This window comes from Bartonella sp. JB63, from assembly GCF_002022665.1.
Taxonomy (GTDB): Bacteria; Pseudomonadota; Alphaproteobacteria; order Rhizobiales; family Rhizobiaceae; genus Bartonella.
Window position 1 is genome coordinate 743,763 of record NZ_CP019788.1, and the last position, 16,958, is coordinate 760,720.

Consider the following 16,958-nt stretch of genomic DNA (forward strand, 5'->3'; position numbering starts at 1 on the left):
AATTGGATTAAAAAGGTTCCTTATGTCTTGCTCTATTTCTCTTTCTTTTCCTGATGGCTCAAAACGCGATTACCCAACCGAAATAACTGGCTTAGAATTAGCCGAATCTATTTCCAAGTCCCTCGCGAAAAAAGCAGTTGCCTATAGTTTTGATGGAGTTCTTAGGGATCTTTCAGACCCATTAGGAAAATCTGGAAAAGTAGAAATTATCATTCGCGATGATCCACGTGCACTTGAATTGATACGCCATGATTGCGCCCATGTTTTAGCTGAAGCAGTACAAGAGCTTTTTCCTGAAACGCAAGTTACAATCGGTCCAGTTATTGAAAACGGTTTTTATTATGATTTTGCACGTAAACAACCTTTTACATTAGATGACCTCACTATCATTGAAAAAAAAATGCGTGAAATTATTCAACGAAATCAACCTTTTAGAAAAGAAATTTGGTCTCGTGAAAAAGCTAAAAAGATTTTTTTTGAAAAAAATGAACTCTATAAAATCGAGCTTATTGATGCTGTCCCTGATGATCAAGATTTGAAAGTCTATTATCAAGGCGACTGGTTTGATCTTTGCCGTGGTCCGCATATGCAATCTACTGGACAAATTGGTAATGCATTCAAATTGATGAAAGTTGCAGGTGCTTATTGGCGTGGTGATGCTAATAACCCTATGTTAACGAGAATTTATGGTACAGCATTTACTAATGAAAATGACTTAAAAGCCTATCTTCATATGCTAGAAGAGACTGAAAAACGAGATCATCGCCGCTTAGGACGTGAAATGGATTTATTTCATTTTCAAGAGGAAAGTCCAGGAATGATTTTTTGGCATCCTAAAGGTTGGAAAATGTTCCAAAATTTGATTAGTTACATGCGTCGTCGTCTCGATGATCATAAATATGCTGAAGTTCAGGCACCTCAAGTTCTTGATAAGTCACTTTGGGAAGTGTCAGGTCACTGGGAATGGTACAAAGAAAATATGTTCAAAACAATTCCAGTGGCTGATGATTGGAAGAATGAATATATTTATGCTCTTAAACCAATGAATTGTCCTGGCCATGTGCAGATCTTTAAACATGGTTTAAAATCTTACCGTGATTTGCCCATTAGACTAGCTGAATTTGGGCTTGTTCACCGTTATGAGCCTTCAGGCTCTTTACATGGTCTTATGCGAGTACGTAGCTTTACACAAGATGATGCACATATTTTTTGCACTGAAGAACAATTAGCTGATGAATGCCTTAATATTAATGATTTGATTTTATCAACCTATGCCGATTTTGGTTTTGAAGAAATTAGCCTTAAACTCTCAACACGCCCAGAAAAACGTGTTGGTTCAGATAAGTTATGGGACCATGCCGAAAATATCATGACATCTGTTCTTAAAACTATTGAGAAAAAATCTTCAGGGCGTATTAAAATAAGTATTCTTCCTGGTGAGGGTGCATTTTATGGACCAAAATTTGAATACACACTGAAAGATGCTATCGGTCGCGAATGGCAATGCGGAACAACGCAAGTAGACTTTAATTTACCTGAGCGCTTTGGAGCATTCTATATTGATAAGGATTCAGAAAAACGTCAGCCTGTTATGATCCATCGAGCTATTTTTGGATCAATGGAACGTTTTCTCGGTATATTAATCGAAAACTTTTCTGGTCATATACCGTTTTGGCTTGCGCCTCAACAGATTGTTGTGGCAACGATTACATCCGATGCAAATGAGTATGCAAAAAAAATAACAGCAAAACTCAAAGCTATTGGTCTTTCAGTGATATTGGATTGCCGTAATGAAAAAATTAACTACAAAATACGTGAACATTCTTTACAAAAAATTCCTGTAATTTTAGTGTGTGGTAAACGCGAAGCTGAAACAAATAGTGTCAATATGCGCCGCTTAGGAAGTGTAGAGCAGACTTTTTTATCTATAGAAGAAGTGACTAAAAAATTACTAGATGAATCGACACCACCAGATTTATGTCGTTTAATCAACACCTGATACTATAAACACAAAAAATACCACAAATTAATAATCGGTTATGATTATCGAGCTTTGTCGAGAACGCGTTTACACTCAATTAACTCAAACAGTACTTCCTGCAATAATACTTTATCAGTTTTATCCCGATGATTATTAATAGCACCAACCGATGCTTCCCCTTCACTCTTCATAAACCCCAAAAGCCCAAAAGCTGTCTTTTTTGACTTAGTTGGAACAGATTTGAATCCCTGTTCTGCACATTTTTTTTCTATTACAACATTCATAGCATCAATATCACCATTACCAAGCGCAATAACAAAAGAAGAACCTTTCTCCTTTAAAATACGTTGTACACCTTTTATAGTATAACCCTGTCCGTAAAGTAATTGTTTGATACCATTGAGTAAATCAATATCATTAGGTCGATAATAACGACGCCCACCCCCACGTTTCAATGGTTTAATCTGACCAAACCGTGTTTCCCAGAATCTTAATACATGCTGCGGAATCCCCAACAAATCAGCCACTTCACTAATTGTGCGAAAAGCATCGGGGCTTTTATCCATTTTATAATACCTCATCCTAAAATTACATCAATGATTTTATGGTTATTGATCAATTTAAGATTTCTTAATGAGATTGATCAGTTTAATAAATATAAAATTATTTAACAAAAAACAAATATCTTAATAATGTTTATTTGTACAAAATTATTTTCTTTTTGCACGATGTGTATCTAAAATTCTTTTCTTCAGAACATTTGCAGCCTTGAATGTTACTACACGCCTTGGTGGGATGGACGCTTCAACCCCTGTTTTTGGATTTCGTCCAACTCGTTCATTTTTATTACGAACTTGAAAAGTCGCAAAAGAAGATAATTTAACCATTTCACCTTTGATAAGTGAATTGCAAATTTCATCCAATACTAACTCAACTAAATCAGCTGATTCAGTGTGTGACAAGCCCACTTTTCTACAAACAGCGCCAGCCAAATCTGCACGTGTTATTGTCTTACTTGTCATTATCATCACCTATTTAAATATTAAAAATTACAAAGAAATTTATACGTTTCATTTAAATATGATCAAGTGGCCAACTTACCAGCGGATAAGAATCGCTCCCCATGTAAAACCTCCACCCATAGCTTCTAGCATAATAAGATCTCCTTTTTTAATTCTTCCATCTTGAACAGCAGTTGCTAAAGCTAGTGGTACCGAAGCTGCAGATGTATTACCATGCTGATCAATGGTAATGACAATCCGGTCTTTTGTGATTCCTAACTTTTTAGCTGATGCCTCAATAATACGTTTATTAGCTTGATGAGGCACAAACCAATCTAATTGAGAAGGCTTCATCTCAACAGCTGCAAAACAATCATCAACGACATCAGTTATTATATTAACTGCATGTTTAAAGACCTCCCGTCCTTCCATACGTAAATAACCTGTTGTTTGTGTTGTTGAAGGACCACCATCAACGTACAGCTTATCAGCATATTCACCATCAGAACGCAATTTAGCAGATAATATACCATAATCAGCAGAAGTACCTTCAAATTTTTTTGCTTCTAAAATAGCTGCGCCTGAACCATCACCAAATAAAATACATGTTGTACGATCTTGCCAATCTAAAATTCGAGAAAATGTATCAGATCCAATCACTAAAATCCTCTTAGCTGCTCCACAGCGCAGATAAGCATCTCCTGTTACCAAAGCAAAAATAAAACCAGAGCAGACAGCTTGAATATCAAAGGCAAAGCCATGTTTCATTCCCAAAGCCCACTGAATTTCAACAGCAGAAGCAGGGAAAGTACGGTTAGGTGTTGAAGTTGCTAGAATAATACAATCAATATCTTTTACTGTCATACCAGAATTTATCAGAGCTGCTTGCGCAGCTTTTATTCCTAAAGAAACGGTAGTTTCATTATCAGTAGCAATATAACGTTGACGAATTCCTGTGCGTTGAACAATCCACGAATCAGATGTTTTAACCAACTTCGCAATCTCATCATTCGATAAGCTTTTTTTTGGTAAGGCGCTTCCTACACCACAAATAACTGATCGAATCATGTCTCCTTAACCTTCTCCTGAAGCTTCTTCTTTATATTGCGAATACTTATCATACTACCTCCATATTCATTACAGCCTCACCTTCATCATCCAAAAGTGATGCTTTGCTCTCATGAAAGAGTCGTAAATCTGTGGCTATTTCTTTTAAGAGTCCATTACTCACCATTTCATAACCAACACGAATAGCAGAAGCAAAACCGCTAGCGGTAGCACCACCATGACTTTTTATAACAATACCATTTAAGCCTAAAAGAACACCACCATTAAACCTATCGGGATCCATTTTATGTTTCAATTTACGAAAAGCACTTCGTGATATAAGGTAACCAAAATATGAAAAAATAGAACTACGCATAGTAACATTTAAGAGTTCCACTATCTGTCGCGCAGTTCCTTCTGCAACCTTTAAAGCAATATTACCAGAAAATCCCTCAGTAACAACAACATCAATGGTTCCTTTTCCAATATCATTTCCTTCAATAAATCCTTTATATTCTAAACCATCTAATTGGACTTTATGTAATATTATTCCTGCTTTCTTTATTTCATCCAAGCCTTTAACCGCTTCTACTCCCACATTTAATAACCCAACGCTTGGTTTTTCAATATTATATAAAACCCGGAACATTCCAGCACCCATAACTGCTAAATCAACCAACTGACTAGCAGATGCACCAATTGTCGCACCAATATCTAAAACAATACTCTCACCACGAAGAGTTGGCCAAACACCAGCAATACCAGGACGTTCAGCTTCTGCCATCATTTTTAAACAAAAATAAGACATTGCCATAAGTGCACCAGTATTACCAGCAGAAACACAAGCATCAGCCTCGCCATTTTTTACGGCTTCAATCGCATGCCACATTGATGATTTACCACGTCCAGTACGAAGCGCTTGGCTTGGTTTTTCATCCATGCGTGTATAACCTTCTGTAGGATAAAAGCATGACGCTGCAACCAAGTGAGGGTATTTTTTTAAAATCGGTTCAACAACTTCACCTACGCCATAAAACAAAAAATGAATATTTGGCAAATATTTCTTAGCAATTGCAGCCCCCGCAAGAGTAACTTCTGGACCATAATCACCGCCCATTACATCCACAGAAATTTTAATCACGCTTTTTATCCTATATCTTTAATTCACATCGCAACTGCTTGCTATCAAACAATTATAAAATTATCGCTACAACTTCTTCTTAAAAAGAACTGTTTTTATACCAACATACAATAAACAATTTCTTTTTATATGATTTACAATCACTTCCACTTTTTCAAAATAGAAAAGGGTGACGAATTTTGTTTAGCTTTTTCCAAATTTTTAATCATACCTAGATTAATCCCTTCTTTGCGTGGATAATGATTAATTGATAACTCTAGAAATTCTTCCATGATTGCACCAATATCAATCTTATCACCATCAAACACCTCTGGTATATCTGGCCCCTCCGCATCTAAAAATAATTCGCCAGTATCCTCGGATATTTTAGGTTTAACCAAATCTGAATCTTCAGGAACAAAGACAATATTAATATTCTCATAGATAATATCTTCCAGAGGTTCTAATGTAATAACACATAATTGTATTATACTTGCTTGTAATAAACCTTTTACACGTACTCCGCGTTTTTTCCATGGTAAAATACAAAATTCTCCCTCAAAAAATTTTATATCAACTAAATTGTGATTCTTAGCCAAATATGCACATTCCTGCTGATCTGCGCAAATATGGACCTTTATTCCTTTTATAGGTAATGAGCGCACTGATACTAGATAAGTTAAAGTAAATTCCATTTGAGAAATACTTGAAACAGCCATTAGAAACTCCAAAAAGTAAATAGATTATATTATACTGTGTTTTCTATTTGACCAGATTATATTTTATGAAATTTCTTCTTTTCTAAAGAAACTCTATATGTCATTATAATATAAGGAAATTAACGTAAGATATGGTGAATGATATTAAATCAAAAGTTTAAGAAAAACTTGAGGTCACATTTCATCATACATTATAATTATAAATGGAGATATCATTGTTTGAAATACCCTACATAATAAACTTAACTAAACGTAAATTATTGATTGGCCTCTCAATAGCAAGCGTAATGGGAATTGCAGGTTGTGATTCAATTATTCCTTTAAGCTCAAATCAGATATATAATTCTCTCAATTCGAGCCAAATATATCAAGAAGGTTATATTCTTGACAAAAATGCCCTTGATTCTGTTGCTGTAGGTTCGAGTCAAGAACAAGTTCTTTTAGCTTTAGGATCTCCCTCTCTAAAAACAAATTATGATAATGAGATTTTCTATTATATTTCACAAACTAGATATAGAAAAATGCGATTTATGAAGACCAAAATTACCGACCGTAAAGTTTTGGCTATTTATTTTAACAAAAATCGTCAAGTTACAAAAATAGCAAATTATGGTCTACAGGATGGGAAAATTTTTGACTTTATTACACAGACGACACCAACCGGTGGCAATGATCAACCATTTTTGATCCAGCTTATCAAAGGCGCTCCAGATCCTAATGATGATCCGATTGTAAGTCATTAGTTTTTTAAGAATATTCAATTTAAATCCCGATAGTACCGGGATTTTATCGTTATTTAGCAGCGAATTTCCTTTGCTATACTGTCAAGAACTGCATTGACAAGCCTCGGTTCATCACTTTCAAAAAAAGCTTTTGCTATATCGACATATTCATTCATAATAACAGCAACAGGCACATTTTTGCGGTTTATTAACTCCCATAAACCTGCGCGTAAAATTGCCCGTAATGTAGAATCAAGCCGTGAGAGCGCCCATTCTTCAGAAAGTTTTTGATGAAGCATAGGATCAAGCTGTTTTTGATCTTTTACAACACCAACAATAATAGAACGAAACCATTGAAAATCAGCATCAAGATACTGATCACCATCAATATTTTTTCCTAAACGATAAGCTTCATATTCAGCTATTATTTCTATAATGCCAGTGCCAACTATATCCATTTGATAAAGTGCTTGCACAGCAGCGAGCCTTGCTGCTCCTCGTTTATTAGCTAAACGTAGAGAATCCTTGCTTTTTATATCAGCCATATTTAATGATTATCTCCAAATTTCTTCTTTAGAGCAATCATACATAAAGCAGCTTGAGCAGCAAAACCACCTTTATTCGTTTCATTGTTTCTCACACGATCCCATGCTTGAAATTCATTTTCAACGGTCAAAATGCCATTGCCAATAGCCAATTGTTGATAAACAGTTAAATCCATCAATGCGCGACAAGAATTATTAGCCACAATTTCAAAATGATATGTTTCACCTCGAATAATACAACCAAGCGCTATATAACCATCATAGCATACTTCGTTATTTTTTTCAGCAATGGATATTGCCCCTGGAATTTCTAAAGCTCCTGGAACAGTTACAATATCGTAACTCACTTCAGCATTTTGCAAAACACTAACCGCACCTGCAAGAAGAGAGTGGGAAATTTTATCATAAAAACGCGCTTCAACAATCAAAACATGCAATTTTTTATGTGTATTTTTTGTCATATAGCTCCCATCAGAAAATTAATAAAGAAACTTAAAATTACACAATCTCAAGTCTAAGAAAAATATAATAATTTTCCATCTTATTTATTTTTCATTTTAAAACCTGAAAGTCTAGCTACATAACGAGCCAATTGATCAACTTCTAAATTTACCTGATCTCCAATTTTAGCTTGTCCCCATGTTGTCATCTTAAGCGTATGACGGATAATAAGAACATCAAAAATATTATCTTCAACATAATTAACAGTTAGTGATGTTCCATTAAGTGCAATAGAACCTTTTTCTGCAATAAAGGGAGCTAATTGCATTGGAACTTGTAAATGAAAACGAGTCGAATCACCTTCATTTTTTTTGTCAATAATCTCAGCTAGACCATCGATATGGCCAAAAACCAGATGTCCCCCCATTTCATCACCAAGCCGTAACGAACGCTCTAAATTAACAAAAGTTCCTTTTGTCCATTGTGTAAGATTAGTCAAACACAGCGCTTCTTCCCATGCCTCAACAGCAAACAAATGAGTAGTTGTAGATTTTAGTGCACGCTCAACAATTGTCAAACAAATACCTGAACATGCAATTGATGTGCCTATTTTTAAACTCTCGACATCATAATGAGTAGAAATATTTAAACGTATTCCTTGCTTTAAAGGTTGAATATCTTCAACACAACCAATATCCGTTATGATCCCCGTGAACATAATATCTTACGCCTCCATTTGTACAAACAGTCATTTCCCAGCATTCTCATTTCAATTTCATTAAACTCTGAAAGATAAGATTCAAAATAAGGAGCCTTAATTCGATCTTCTCCTAAAATAATCGGCGCATAAAAACATATCAAACGATCCACACAACCAGAACTTAAAAATATTTCTCCTGTCTTTGCTCCTCCCTCAAGTAAAACACTATTGATTTTACGCTGATAAAGTAACTTTAAAATAGTAAGAGGCGGTATCAAATTATTGTTAGCTTCCTCCACTGAATATACAGTTACACCGTATTGTTCTAAAATTATTTTTTTTCTTCTTTTCGAAAGAACTGTACCACAAATCACCCATGTTGGGATATTCGCTGCAGTTTGCACGACTTTTGCATCAAGAGGAATACATAAATTTTTATCTAAAATAACACGTATAGGTGAACGCATTTCAAGTCCTGGCAAACGACAATCTAATTGTGGATCGTCTGCTAATATAGTACCAATACCAACCATAATAACATCATTTTGAGCACGAAGAATATGAGTTTGTGCGCGAGAAATTTCTCCACTAATCTCTACATTATTTTGCCCTTTTTTGCCTACACCATTATCTGCGGAAATAGCCATTTTTAAAGTGACTTCACAACGCTGCAATTTCTTTACACATAAATAAGCACTTAATGTTTCAAAAGCCTCTTCAGCCAAAACTCCTTCAACAACTTCAATACCCGCTGCACGTAAAAGAGCAATACCACGACCATACACTCGCTGATCAGGATCAGAAAGAGCAATAACAACTCGAGCAATACCTGCACTTATAAGTGCATTAACACATGGTGGAGCTTTTCCATAATGTGAACACGGCTCCAAAGTGATATAGGCAGTCGCACCATGGGCTAAAGAACCAGCCATCAGTAAAGCTTGCACTTCGGCATGAGGTCTTCCCTGAACAGCAGTCACACCATAACCAACAATAGATGCGTCTGTCTCACTATTTTTTACAATTAATGCACCAACAGAAGGATTTTCACCCGTAAGACCAATATGACGTTCTGCTAAGCGAATAGCAGCAGCCATAAATCGATTATCTTGTGCCTCTTTACTCATCAAAACAAGATTCTATATCAGTTGCACCTTTTGATAATTCGTCTATCACATTATGAAAATCACTCGCATTACGAAAATCGCGATATACAGAAGCAAAACGAATATAAGCAATAGCATCAATACCTTTTAAAGATTCCATCACAAGATGACCAATTTTTTCTGAAGGAATCTCAGGCTCTCCCAAACTTTCAAGCTGGCGCACAATACCGGAAATCGCTTGTTCAATATACTCAGGATCAATATCACGCTTACGTACTGCTATATTAACCGACCGCATTAATTTATCACGATCGAACAACTCACACCGACCACTTTTTTTTAGAACAAAAAGTTCACGTAGTTGAACACGTTCAAAAGTTGTAAAACGACCACCACAAACAGAACATACACGTCGACGACGAATGACTGTTGCCTCTTCCGTAGGACGTGAATCTTTAACCTGTGTATCTTCACATTGACAATAAGGGCAACGCATCTTTTCTAAACCTCAACAAGAACTCAAATAAGAATAAAGAGGAAATTTACTTACCATAGCATTTACCTTCTTTTTGACAGCCATTTCAACTGAAGTATTATTTCCATCGCTTTGTGCCAAACTAAGACCATCAAGAACCTCTGCAATGAAATTTCCAATTTGAGTAAACTCACTTTCTGTAAAACCACGTGTTGTTGCTGCAGGTGTACCCAAACGAATCCCTGAAGTTATCGATGGCTTCTCGGGATCAAATGGAATACTATTTTTGTTGCAAATAATATTAGCGCGCCCCAAAGCTTGCTCTGCCGCCTTTCCTGTTATATTTTTAGAACGCAAATCTATTAAAAATAGATGATTGTCTGTACCACCAGAAACAATATTAAAACCATTATTTTTTAAACTTTCTGCTAAAGTTTTAGCATTAACAACTACATTAGCAATATAATCTTTGAAAGCAGGTTGCAAAGCCTCTTTCAATGCAACAGCCTTAGCTGCAATAACATGCATTAAAGGGCCACCTTGAAGACCGGGAAAAACTGCCATATTAATTTTTTTGGCTAAGACTTCATCATTCGTCAATATCATACCACCATGGGGACCGCGTAATGATTTATGCGTTGTAGTAGTTACAACATGAGCATATGGTACAGGCGAAGGGTGAACATCACCAGCAACTAAACCTGCAATATGAGCCATATCAACCATCAAATACGCTCCAATTTCATCTGCAATTTCACGAAACCATTTCCAATCCCATACGCGTGAGTAAGCCGATCCACCTGCTAAAATAAGCTTTGGCTTATGCTCTTTTGCCAAACGCTCTACCTCCTCCATATCCAGAAGTTGATCTTCTTGACGCACACCATAAGAAACAACATTAAACCATTTGCCTGACATATTAACGGGTGAACCATGAGTGAGATGACCACCAGAATTCAAATCCAGCCCCATAAATGTATCACCGGGCTGAAGCAAGGCTAAAAATACAGCTTGATTCATTTGGCTACCAGAATTAGGCTGAACATTTACAAAAGCTGCATCAAAAAGCTTTTTTGCTCGTTCAATTGCTAATTCTTCAACCAAATCAACAAAATGACAACCACCATAATAACGTTTTCCTGGATAACCCTCTGCGTACTTATTGGTCAAAATCGATCCCTGTGCTTCAAGAACTGCCCTTGAAACAATATTTTCTGAGGCGATTAATTCAATCTCATAGCGCTGACGTTGAAGCTCACCATTGATTGCATCAAACATTACAGAATCAGCAACTTGTAAACTATCATTAAAAAAACATTCATGCAGATCATTTGCTGGCTTGGTCATAAATATGTCCTAACATTAAAATTAAAGTAATAGAAGGTAACACAGCAAATCTTATAGACAAAATCTTTTGAAAAATTTAAATTTAAAACTGTAAATACAGTAAGAATTCAGCCTATGCTTTTGTTATTTTAAGAAATAAACGCTATCTTCACAAAAATAAATAATGCACAAATTACATGCTAAAACTTATATACGTAATTTATTACACCCTTTTCAAACAGGAAAAATAATAAGCTGTAGTTCTAAGATATCCAATCATTTATTGAATATGATATTAAAAGCTAGACCTAACAGAAAAAATTGAATTTAAGGATAACGGATGGCAACAAAAATTTTTATTGATGGTGAACACGGAACAACTGGACTACAAATACAAAAACGATTAGCAAAACGTTCTGATTTAGAGTTGTTATCTATTCCTCATGAAGATCGACATAAACTTGATTCTCGAAAAGATTGTCTTAATGAAGCTGACATTGTTATTTTATGTCTTCCAGATAAAGCCGCACGAGAAACAATTAAACTACTTAAAAATAACAAAAAAATTAGAGTTATTGACAGCTCAACAGCACACCGTATTGCTCCAAATTGGGTCTACGGCTTTCCTGAAATGACAACAGGACAAAAAAACATATACAAGAAGCACGCTACGTTGCAAATCCTGGATGTTATCCAACTGGTGCAATTAGTTTGATTCGACCATTACGTGAAGCAGGTTTAATAGATTCTCATTACCCAATATCAATTAACGCTATATCTGGTTATACCGGTGGTGGTAAACAATTAATTGCTCAAATGGAAAATCAATCTCGGCAAGACTCCTTAAAGGAAAACTATTTTATTTATAGCCTGAATCTTAATCATAAACATATTGCAGAAATCAAAATTCACGGACAGATAAAGCAAACACCCGTTTTTGTACCAAGTGTTGGTCGTTTTCCTCAAGGAATGATTGTTAATATTCCTCTACATCGCAATTTATTCATAAAATCAGCTAGTTGTTCTAATCTTCGTGAAATTCTTTCTATTTATTACAATGGACAAAATACAATATCCATTGCATCAAAAGAAGAAACCGAAACACTAACCAAACTAGATCCAGAATCTTTAGCACATAAAGATAATATGAAACTTTTTGTTTTTGGCAATGAAAATGAAGGTATTTTCAATCTTTGTTCTATATTAGATAATCTGGGAAAGGGAGCATCTGCATCCGTTGTTCAAAATCTTGATTTAATGATCTCAGCAAAGTGAAATTTTCTTAAGGAAGAATTCTCATTTAAGCGCAAGATATGCTCCCTTGGTGGCACGCCAATGAGCAACTGAAAAGCACAATACTACCAATGCAATACTTTGATGAATAAGAGCCCAACTAATTGGTACTTCATTTAATAATGTAATAATACCCAAAAATGCCTGAACGACTATGATAATAAATAACAAAAATGCACGACGAGCATGCGTTGAGTGGGGATTTTTTTTATTTACATACAAAACATGAATAATCGCTATAATAAATAAAAAATAAGCAAAAAAACGATGTATAAATTGCACTGTCAAAGGATTTTCAAATAAACTGAGCCAAAACGGATTATAATTTAGTAATCCATCAGGTACAATCTGTCCATCCATCAATGGCCATGTATTATAAACCTTACCTGCATGGAGACCGGCAACTAAAGCACCAAAATAAATCTCAATTAAAATGCAAAAAACCAACCAACCAGCAAAACGTTGTACTGCTTGATCTGCAGGTTGCTCTGAATATTCTGTAAGACCTCGAGATAAATAAGTAACAAAAATAATAACAAAACATGCCGTTATTAGGTGAATTGCTAAACGATATTGACTAACACTTGTCAAATTGCTTTGACCTAAACCAGAAGCTACCATCCACCAGCCAATAATACCTTGAATAGCAATAAGAATTGGTACAGCCATAAGCTGAAAAAAAATCTTTTTTTCAATACGCTTAGTAGCCCAAAACCAAATTAAACCAAACAAAGCTACAAGACCAACAAAACGGCCAAGAAAACGGTGTCCCCATTCCCACAAAAAAATCACTTTAAATGCATTTAAAGTCATATCGCGATTGAGAACCTTATACTGAGCTATCTGTTGATACTTTAAGAACTCTTCCTGCCATTGTTCTATACTAATCGGAGGAATTACACCATAAATCGGCTTCCATTCAGTTATCGATAATCCAGACCCTGTTAAACGGGTAGCTCCACCTATTAAAACAATCGCTAAACAAAGCAATAAAACAGCATAAAGCCATATCTGAATCTGTCTTCGATTTTGTTTTTGCATCGGTGTCAAAGCTATATCGTTCAATCTTTTTATTATCACTTTTGATTGTCTCCAGTTCATCTAAAACTGCAAATTTCAAAAATTTAAACATTTAAGTTTTATTCATTTTAATATACTCAAACATTAATTTTCTATAAAAACAAAGCCTTATTATAAAATATAATTATTACTATTTTCTCATATTACAATTATGAGTTTACGTGATAAACAACTTTTGGAAACTTATATACCATATGTGCCATCCAATTATGTTTATCAAGTGGAACACTACAAACATAACAGTCTGTTGATTCTGCAATTTTCTCAAGTCCATATTGAGGTCCGACAGCCATTTCTAAAATAATAAAATCATAATCCTTTTTAAATTCTTCCAATATAAGAGGGATAATATTTGAAAATTTTTTTGCACACCTAGCATTTGTTAACCCCTTCGGCAAAATATCAATCCCCGTATCATAATCATGATAAATAACATCATGCAATTGCGCACATCCTGTTAAGATATCGCTTAATCCTCGACGTGGGCCAATCATTTTTTCTATTTGCTGCCCAGAAATATCTACCAACAAGATCTTTTTTTGTTCCTTGATAAGGTAAAGAGATAATTTTGCTGCCATTTGTGCTGCTTCTGGACCAATTATTGAAACAATTGTGGAAACACGCGATCTCAGGAAAACTAACAATTCCTCTATTGTAATCAAAGTTTCAGCATTTCTTCTCATCTTGAATAAAGAAATACTACCATTGCTTTTAAAACTTTCCTTCTCCGATTGAATTTTTTGAACTCTAGAATATTTTTGCAACAATAGCCCTCCCCCCAAAGCGATTAAGCTTAAAAATACAATAACAAAAATATCTCTGCTATAAAAATCCATAAAAGAAATTGGAGTTACTTTTATTGGAGTTATCATGTGAATCTTTATATTTTGTAATGGAGGAGTATCGATATTTATTTGTTGACTTTGTTCATCTATCACTTTTTTTATTTTACTTTCTAACTCGTTCAACATCTGACTTAAGGACTGAGATTGCTTCTCCACAAAAGTACTAATTTTCCCTCTTAACTGTGTTTCAAAACTCTCTGCGATAATCTCATCTGAATGAATTTGATTAACAATCTGCGAAATCTTATTTTCTAACTGAGTAGAAAGCTCCTTTTTTTCTGCAATCATCGCCTTGATTTGAGGATGCTCCCAGCCTAATTGAACAGCCATATGAGCCTTTTGTGTATTCAAGAGATCAAGTTTAGCCTCAAGAGCAATAATAGCGGAATTATTCGTAATAAATGATAAAGATAATAGAGATTGTCCCTGTTGACGCATCATTTTAATAGTTGAATTCAAACTTTTTAAACGAATACGTCTCAAAATTGTATCCGTTAATTGTGCATAAAGACTATTAAACTCGGCCTGTTTTGCTTCACGATAAATGTTAGAAACAATAGATGAACGAAATGCCTGTAAGATATTAAGAATTGTGCTTTTATCATATTGTTTCTCTTGCTTAATGATCTTCTCAGAAAAAGCTGAAAACCAGGTTTCTAAGCCTTTTCGAGCATCTTCAACAGTTTTTGCTTCAAAAGAAAGATTAATAAAATCACCTTTGCGTAACAATTGAATATTTTTATAAAAATCTTTCAAATATCCATTATAAGGGATTGCCTTATCAGAATTTGAATAATTTAGAATAACAGGTTGCGAGAACAGTAATGCGATAATATTATTTTGTTTATCAATCGATAATGGTATCCCTCTAGAATCCGATAACATAAATGTTAATGTTGCTTGATAGGGCTTTGGATAAATAAAATAATATAATGAAATCAACAACACACAGTGTATCGCTAATAACAAAGCAATTAGAGTTTTTCGCGGCATTATGCGTGCTAACAAGCTTTTATCGCACTTAAGATTCATTTTAATTTTAACCAGAAAACTACATTAAACCCTTTTATTAAGAGAAAGTAGTAACTATCCTCTTAATTAAAACTTATATTATTGAGAGGTAAGAAAATATAAGAATGAAAAATTTCTTATTTAGGATAATTTCAATACATATTTTGTTTTATATAATTTAATTGTTTTTTTGCTTCAGCAGTAAGTACTGCTTTAATAGTAACAGAACCATCATCATTACTTTTCTGCTCTATCTGACCAGAATTTTTATAGAACCAATCAATAATTCTCATTTCATTAGGCTTTAAAATAACTTCAACACTCTGAATATCGCCAAAAATTTTCTTTTCAATGAGCGCTAACAATTCTTTCAAACCTTTACCACTAAGTGCTGACATCATCAATGCAGGATTTAATAATTTTTTTGAGTTGATCTGCAAAGTGCCCAATGCATGTTGATCCAATACATCAATCTTATTCCAAATTTCTACAATATGATCCATGTCATTAATATCAACACCAAGACTTGAAAGTATTTCAAAAACATCTTGGGCACGAGCATAATGATCAGGATCGGATATATCCCTTACATGAAGAATTAAATCAGCTTCAATAACTTCTTCAAGGGTCGCTCTAAAAGCCACAATTAAATGTGTTGGTAAATTAGATATGAAACCCACAGTATCAGATAAAAGAACTTTTTGTCCATGAGGGAGAACAATTTTACGTAAAGTTGGATCAAGAGTTGCAAATAACATATCCTCTGCCAATACATTAGAATCACTCAAACGGTTAAAAAGTGTTGACTTTCCTGCATTTGTGTATCCCACCAAAGCAATAACAGGATGAGGTATCTTTTTTCTTTTAGCTCTATGAAGAGCACGTGTTTTAACGACCGTTTCTAATTCGCGGCGGATACGAATAATTTTATTTTGCAAAAGACGTCTATCCGTTTCAATTTGAGTTTCACCAGGACCACCTAAAAAACCACTACCACCACGTTGCCTCTCCAAATGTGTCCAATTCCTTACAAGTCTACTTTTTTGGTAAGATAAATGCGCTAATTCTACCTGTAGCACTCCTTCCTTTGTTCGCGCTCGATCACCAAAAATTTCAAGAATCAAAGCTGTCCTATCAATAACCTTACAATTCCATAATTTTTCCAGATTACGCTGCTGTATTGGTGTTAAAAAATGATCCACAATGGCAAGTTTAATATGATACTCACTTATATAATGAGCAAATTCATTCACCTTACCTATCCTAAAAAAAGTTGAAGAACATGGCGTAGTAATATTGACAGTTTCATAATGAACGACATTCAACTTAATAGCGCGTGCTAAGCCTAATGTTTCTTTTACTCGAGAATCTAGTGAGCATTCATTCGAAGTTTTTTGCCTCTTATATCCGTAGGAATAAATCGGTATAAAAATAACAACACACATACCTTCCCCAGGCTGTGAAATAAACTTTCCAGACTTCTCATTTTTACTTATCATGATAACTTAATATTATAAAAATATTATAAAAAAAGGATAAAAGACAT

16 protein-coding genes and 1 pseudogene are annotated in these 16,958 nt (G+C 34.6%); 3 read left to right on the forward strand and 14 right to left on the reverse strand.

Annotation, left to right across the window (positions count from 1 at the left end; all coding sequences use genetic code 11):
• The first annotated feature begins 22 nt into the window (after positions 1-22).
• The gene (thrS, locus tag BJB63x_RS03230; RefSeq protein ID WP_078718983.1) at positions 23-1,999 is read left to right on the forward strand and encodes a threonine--tRNA ligase; all 1,977 of its coding nucleotides are present in this window, start codon (positions 23-25) and stop codon (positions 1,997-1,999) included.
• A 44-nt stretch (positions 2,000-2,043) separates the two neighbouring features.
• Here thrS and BJB63x_RS03235 read toward each other — a convergent pair whose 3' ends face one another.
• The 5 genes from BJB63x_RS03235 to BJB63x_RS03255 all read right to left on the reverse strand — a co-directional run bounded on the left by BJB63x_RS03235 (position 2,044) and on the right by BJB63x_RS03255 (position 5,868).
• The gene (locus tag BJB63x_RS03235; protein ID WP_078718984.1) at positions 2,044-2,547 is read right to left on the reverse strand and encodes a MerR family transcriptional regulator; all 504 of its coding nucleotides are present in this window, start codon (positions 2,545-2,547) and stop codon (positions 2,044-2,046) included.
• Positions 2,548-2,691: 144 nt separating this feature from the next.
• Positions 2,692-3,003, reverse strand: coding sequence for an integration host factor subunit alpha (locus BJB63x_RS03240; protein ID WP_078718985.1), 312 nt, complete (start codon positions 3,001-3,003; stop codon positions 2,692-2,694).
• Positions 3,004-3,078: 75 nt separating this feature from the next.
• Positions 3,079-4,050 carry a beta-ketoacyl-ACP synthase III gene (locus BJB63x_RS03245; protein WP_078718986.1) on the reverse strand — a complete coding sequence of 324 codons (972 nt, stop codon included), beginning with the start codon at positions 4,048-4,050 and terminating at the stop codon, positions 3,079-3,081.
• 49 nt (positions 4,051-4,099) lie between these two features.
• Positions 4,100-5,170 carry a phosphate acyltransferase PlsX gene (gene plsX / locus BJB63x_RS03250; protein ID WP_078718987.1) on the reverse strand — a complete coding sequence of 357 codons (1,071 nt, stop codon included), beginning with the start codon at positions 5,168-5,170 and terminating at the stop codon, positions 4,100-4,102.
• Positions 5,171-5,310: 140 nt separating this feature from the next.
• On the reverse strand, positions 5,311-5,868 hold the full coding sequence (locus BJB63x_RS03255) for a DUF177 domain-containing protein (protein ID WP_078718988.1): 558 nt from the start codon (positions 5,866-5,868) through the stop codon (positions 5,311-5,313).
• Between the two features lie 224 nt (positions 5,869-6,092).
• Between BJB63x_RS03255 and BJB63x_RS03260 the strand changes: the two genes are divergently transcribed.
• Complete coding sequence (locus BJB63x_RS03260; RefSeq protein ID WP_078719533.1) at positions 6,093-6,611, forward strand: outer membrane protein assembly factor BamE; 519 nt, start codon at positions 6,093-6,095, stop codon at positions 6,609-6,611.
• A gap of 53 nt (positions 6,612-6,664) precedes the next feature.
• On the opposite strand, the gene nusB is transcribed toward BJB63x_RS03260, so the two are convergent.
• The 6 genes from nusB to glyA form a co-directional block, all read right to left on the reverse strand.
• Positions 6,665-7,135, reverse strand: a complete 471-nt coding sequence (gene nusB / locus BJB63x_RS03265) for a transcription antitermination factor NusB (RefSeq protein WP_078718989.1) — start codon at positions 7,133-7,135, stop codon at positions 6,665-6,667.
• Positions 7,136-7,137: 2 nt separating this feature from the next.
• Positions 7,138-7,596 carry a 6,7-dimethyl-8-ribityllumazine synthase gene (locus BJB63x_RS03270; RefSeq protein WP_078718990.1) on the reverse strand — a complete coding sequence of 153 codons (459 nt, stop codon included), beginning with the start codon at positions 7,594-7,596 and terminating at the stop codon, positions 7,138-7,140.
• Between the two features lie 80 nt (positions 7,597-7,676).
• Positions 7,677-8,294, reverse strand: coding sequence for a riboflavin synthase (locus BJB63x_RS03275; RefSeq protein ID WP_078718991.1), 618 nt, complete (start codon positions 8,292-8,294; stop codon positions 7,677-7,679).
• Positions 8,276-9,403 carry a bifunctional diaminohydroxyphosphoribosylaminopyrimidine deaminase/5-amino-6-(5-phosphoribosylamino)uracil reductase RibD gene (ribD, locus tag BJB63x_RS03280; RefSeq protein WP_078718992.1) on the reverse strand — a complete coding sequence of 376 codons (1,128 nt, stop codon included), beginning with the start codon at positions 9,401-9,403 and terminating at the stop codon, positions 8,276-8,278. Before ribD ends, BJB63x_RS03275 begins: the two co-directional genes overlap by 19 nt.
• Complete coding sequence (gene nrdR / locus BJB63x_RS03285; RefSeq protein ID WP_078718993.1) at positions 9,396-9,878, reverse strand: transcriptional regulator NrdR; 483 nt, start codon at positions 9,876-9,878, stop codon at positions 9,396-9,398. Before nrdR ends, ribD begins: the two co-directional genes overlap by 8 nt.
• A gap of 12 nt (positions 9,879-9,890) precedes the next feature.
• Positions 9,891-11,204 (reverse strand): serine hydroxymethyltransferase, encoded by a 1,314-nt coding sequence (gene glyA / locus BJB63x_RS03290; RefSeq protein ID WP_078718994.1) that lies wholly within the window; start codon positions 11,202-11,204, stop codon positions 9,891-9,893.
• A 319-nt stretch (positions 11,205-11,523) separates the two neighbouring features.
• Between glyA and argC the strand changes: the two are divergent.
• Positions 11,524-12,458 (forward strand): annotated as a pseudogene (gene argC, locus BJB63x_RS03295) (N-acetyl-gamma-glutamyl-phosphate reductase).
• Positions 12,459-12,479: 21 nt separating this feature from the next.
• Here argC and BJB63x_RS03300 read toward each other — a convergent pair.
• From BJB63x_RS03300 to hflX, 3 genes are all read right to left on the reverse strand, one after another.
• Positions 12,480-13,556 carry a COX15/CtaA family protein gene (locus BJB63x_RS03300; RefSeq protein ID WP_194284799.1) on the reverse strand — a complete coding sequence of 359 codons (1,077 nt, stop codon included), beginning with the start codon at positions 13,554-13,556 and terminating at the stop codon, positions 12,480-12,482.
• A 149-nt stretch (positions 13,557-13,705) separates the two neighbouring features.
• Entirely contained in the window at positions 13,706-15,394 is a 1,689-nt protein-coding gene (locus tag BJB63x_RS03305) for a hypothetical protein (RefSeq protein WP_236823839.1), read from the reverse strand.
• Between the two features lie 170 nt (positions 15,395-15,564).
• Positions 15,565-16,911 (reverse strand): GTPase HflX, encoded by a 1,347-nt coding sequence (gene hflX, locus BJB63x_RS03310; RefSeq protein WP_078718997.1) that lies wholly within the window; start codon positions 16,909-16,911, stop codon positions 15,565-15,567.
• Positions 16,912-16,958 lie beyond the last annotated feature (47 nt).

Bases quoted from the DNA above. Each gene is read 5' to 3' on its own strand.
- thrS (WP_078718983.1), top strand. From the start codon at position 23: ATGTCTTGCTCTATTTCTCTTTCTTTTCCTGATGGCTCAAAACGCGAT.
- BJB63x_RS03235 (WP_078718984.1), bottom strand. From the start codon at position 2,547: ATGGATAAAAGCCCCGATGCTTTTCGCACAATTAGTGAAGTGGCTGAT.
- BJB63x_RS03240 (WP_078718985.1), bottom strand. From the start codon at position 3,003: ATGACAAGTAAGACAATAACACGTGCAGATTTGGCTGGCGCTGTTTGT.
- BJB63x_RS03245 (WP_078718986.1), bottom strand. From the start codon at position 4,050: ATGATTCGATCAGTTATTTGTGGTGTAGGAAGCGCCTTACCAAAAAAA.
- BJB63x_RS03255 (WP_078718988.1), bottom strand. From the start codon at position 5,868: ATGGCTGTTTCAAGTATTTCTCAAATGGAATTTACTTTAACTTATCTA.
- nusB (WP_078718989.1), bottom strand. From the start codon at position 7,135: ATGGCTGATATAAAAAGCAAGGATTCTCTACGTTTAGCTAATAAACGA.
- BJB63x_RS03270 (WP_078718990.1), bottom strand. From the start codon at position 7,596: ATGACAAAAAATACACATAAAAAATTGCATGTTTTGATTGTTGAAGCG.
- BJB63x_RS03275 (WP_078718991.1), bottom strand. From the start codon at position 8,294: ATGTTCACGGGGATCATAACGGATATTGGTTGTGTTGAAGATATTCAA.
- ribD (WP_078718992.1), bottom strand. From the start codon at position 9,403: ATGAGTAAAGAGGCACAAGATAATCGATTTATGGCTGCTGCTATTCGC.
- nrdR (WP_078718993.1), bottom strand. From the start codon at position 9,878: ATGCGTTGCCCTTATTGTCAATGTGAAGATACACAGGTTAAAGATTCA.
- glyA (WP_078718994.1), bottom strand. From the start codon at position 11,204: ATGACCAAGCCAGCAAATGATCTGCATGAATGTTTTTTTAATGATAGT.
- BJB63x_RS03305 (WP_236823839.1), bottom strand. From the start codon at position 15,394: ATGCCGCGAAAAACTCTAATTGCTTTGTTATTAGCGATACACTGTGTG.
- hflX (WP_078718997.1), bottom strand. From the start codon at position 16,911: ATGATAAGTAAAAATGAGAAGTCTGGAAAGTTTATTTCACAGCCTGGG.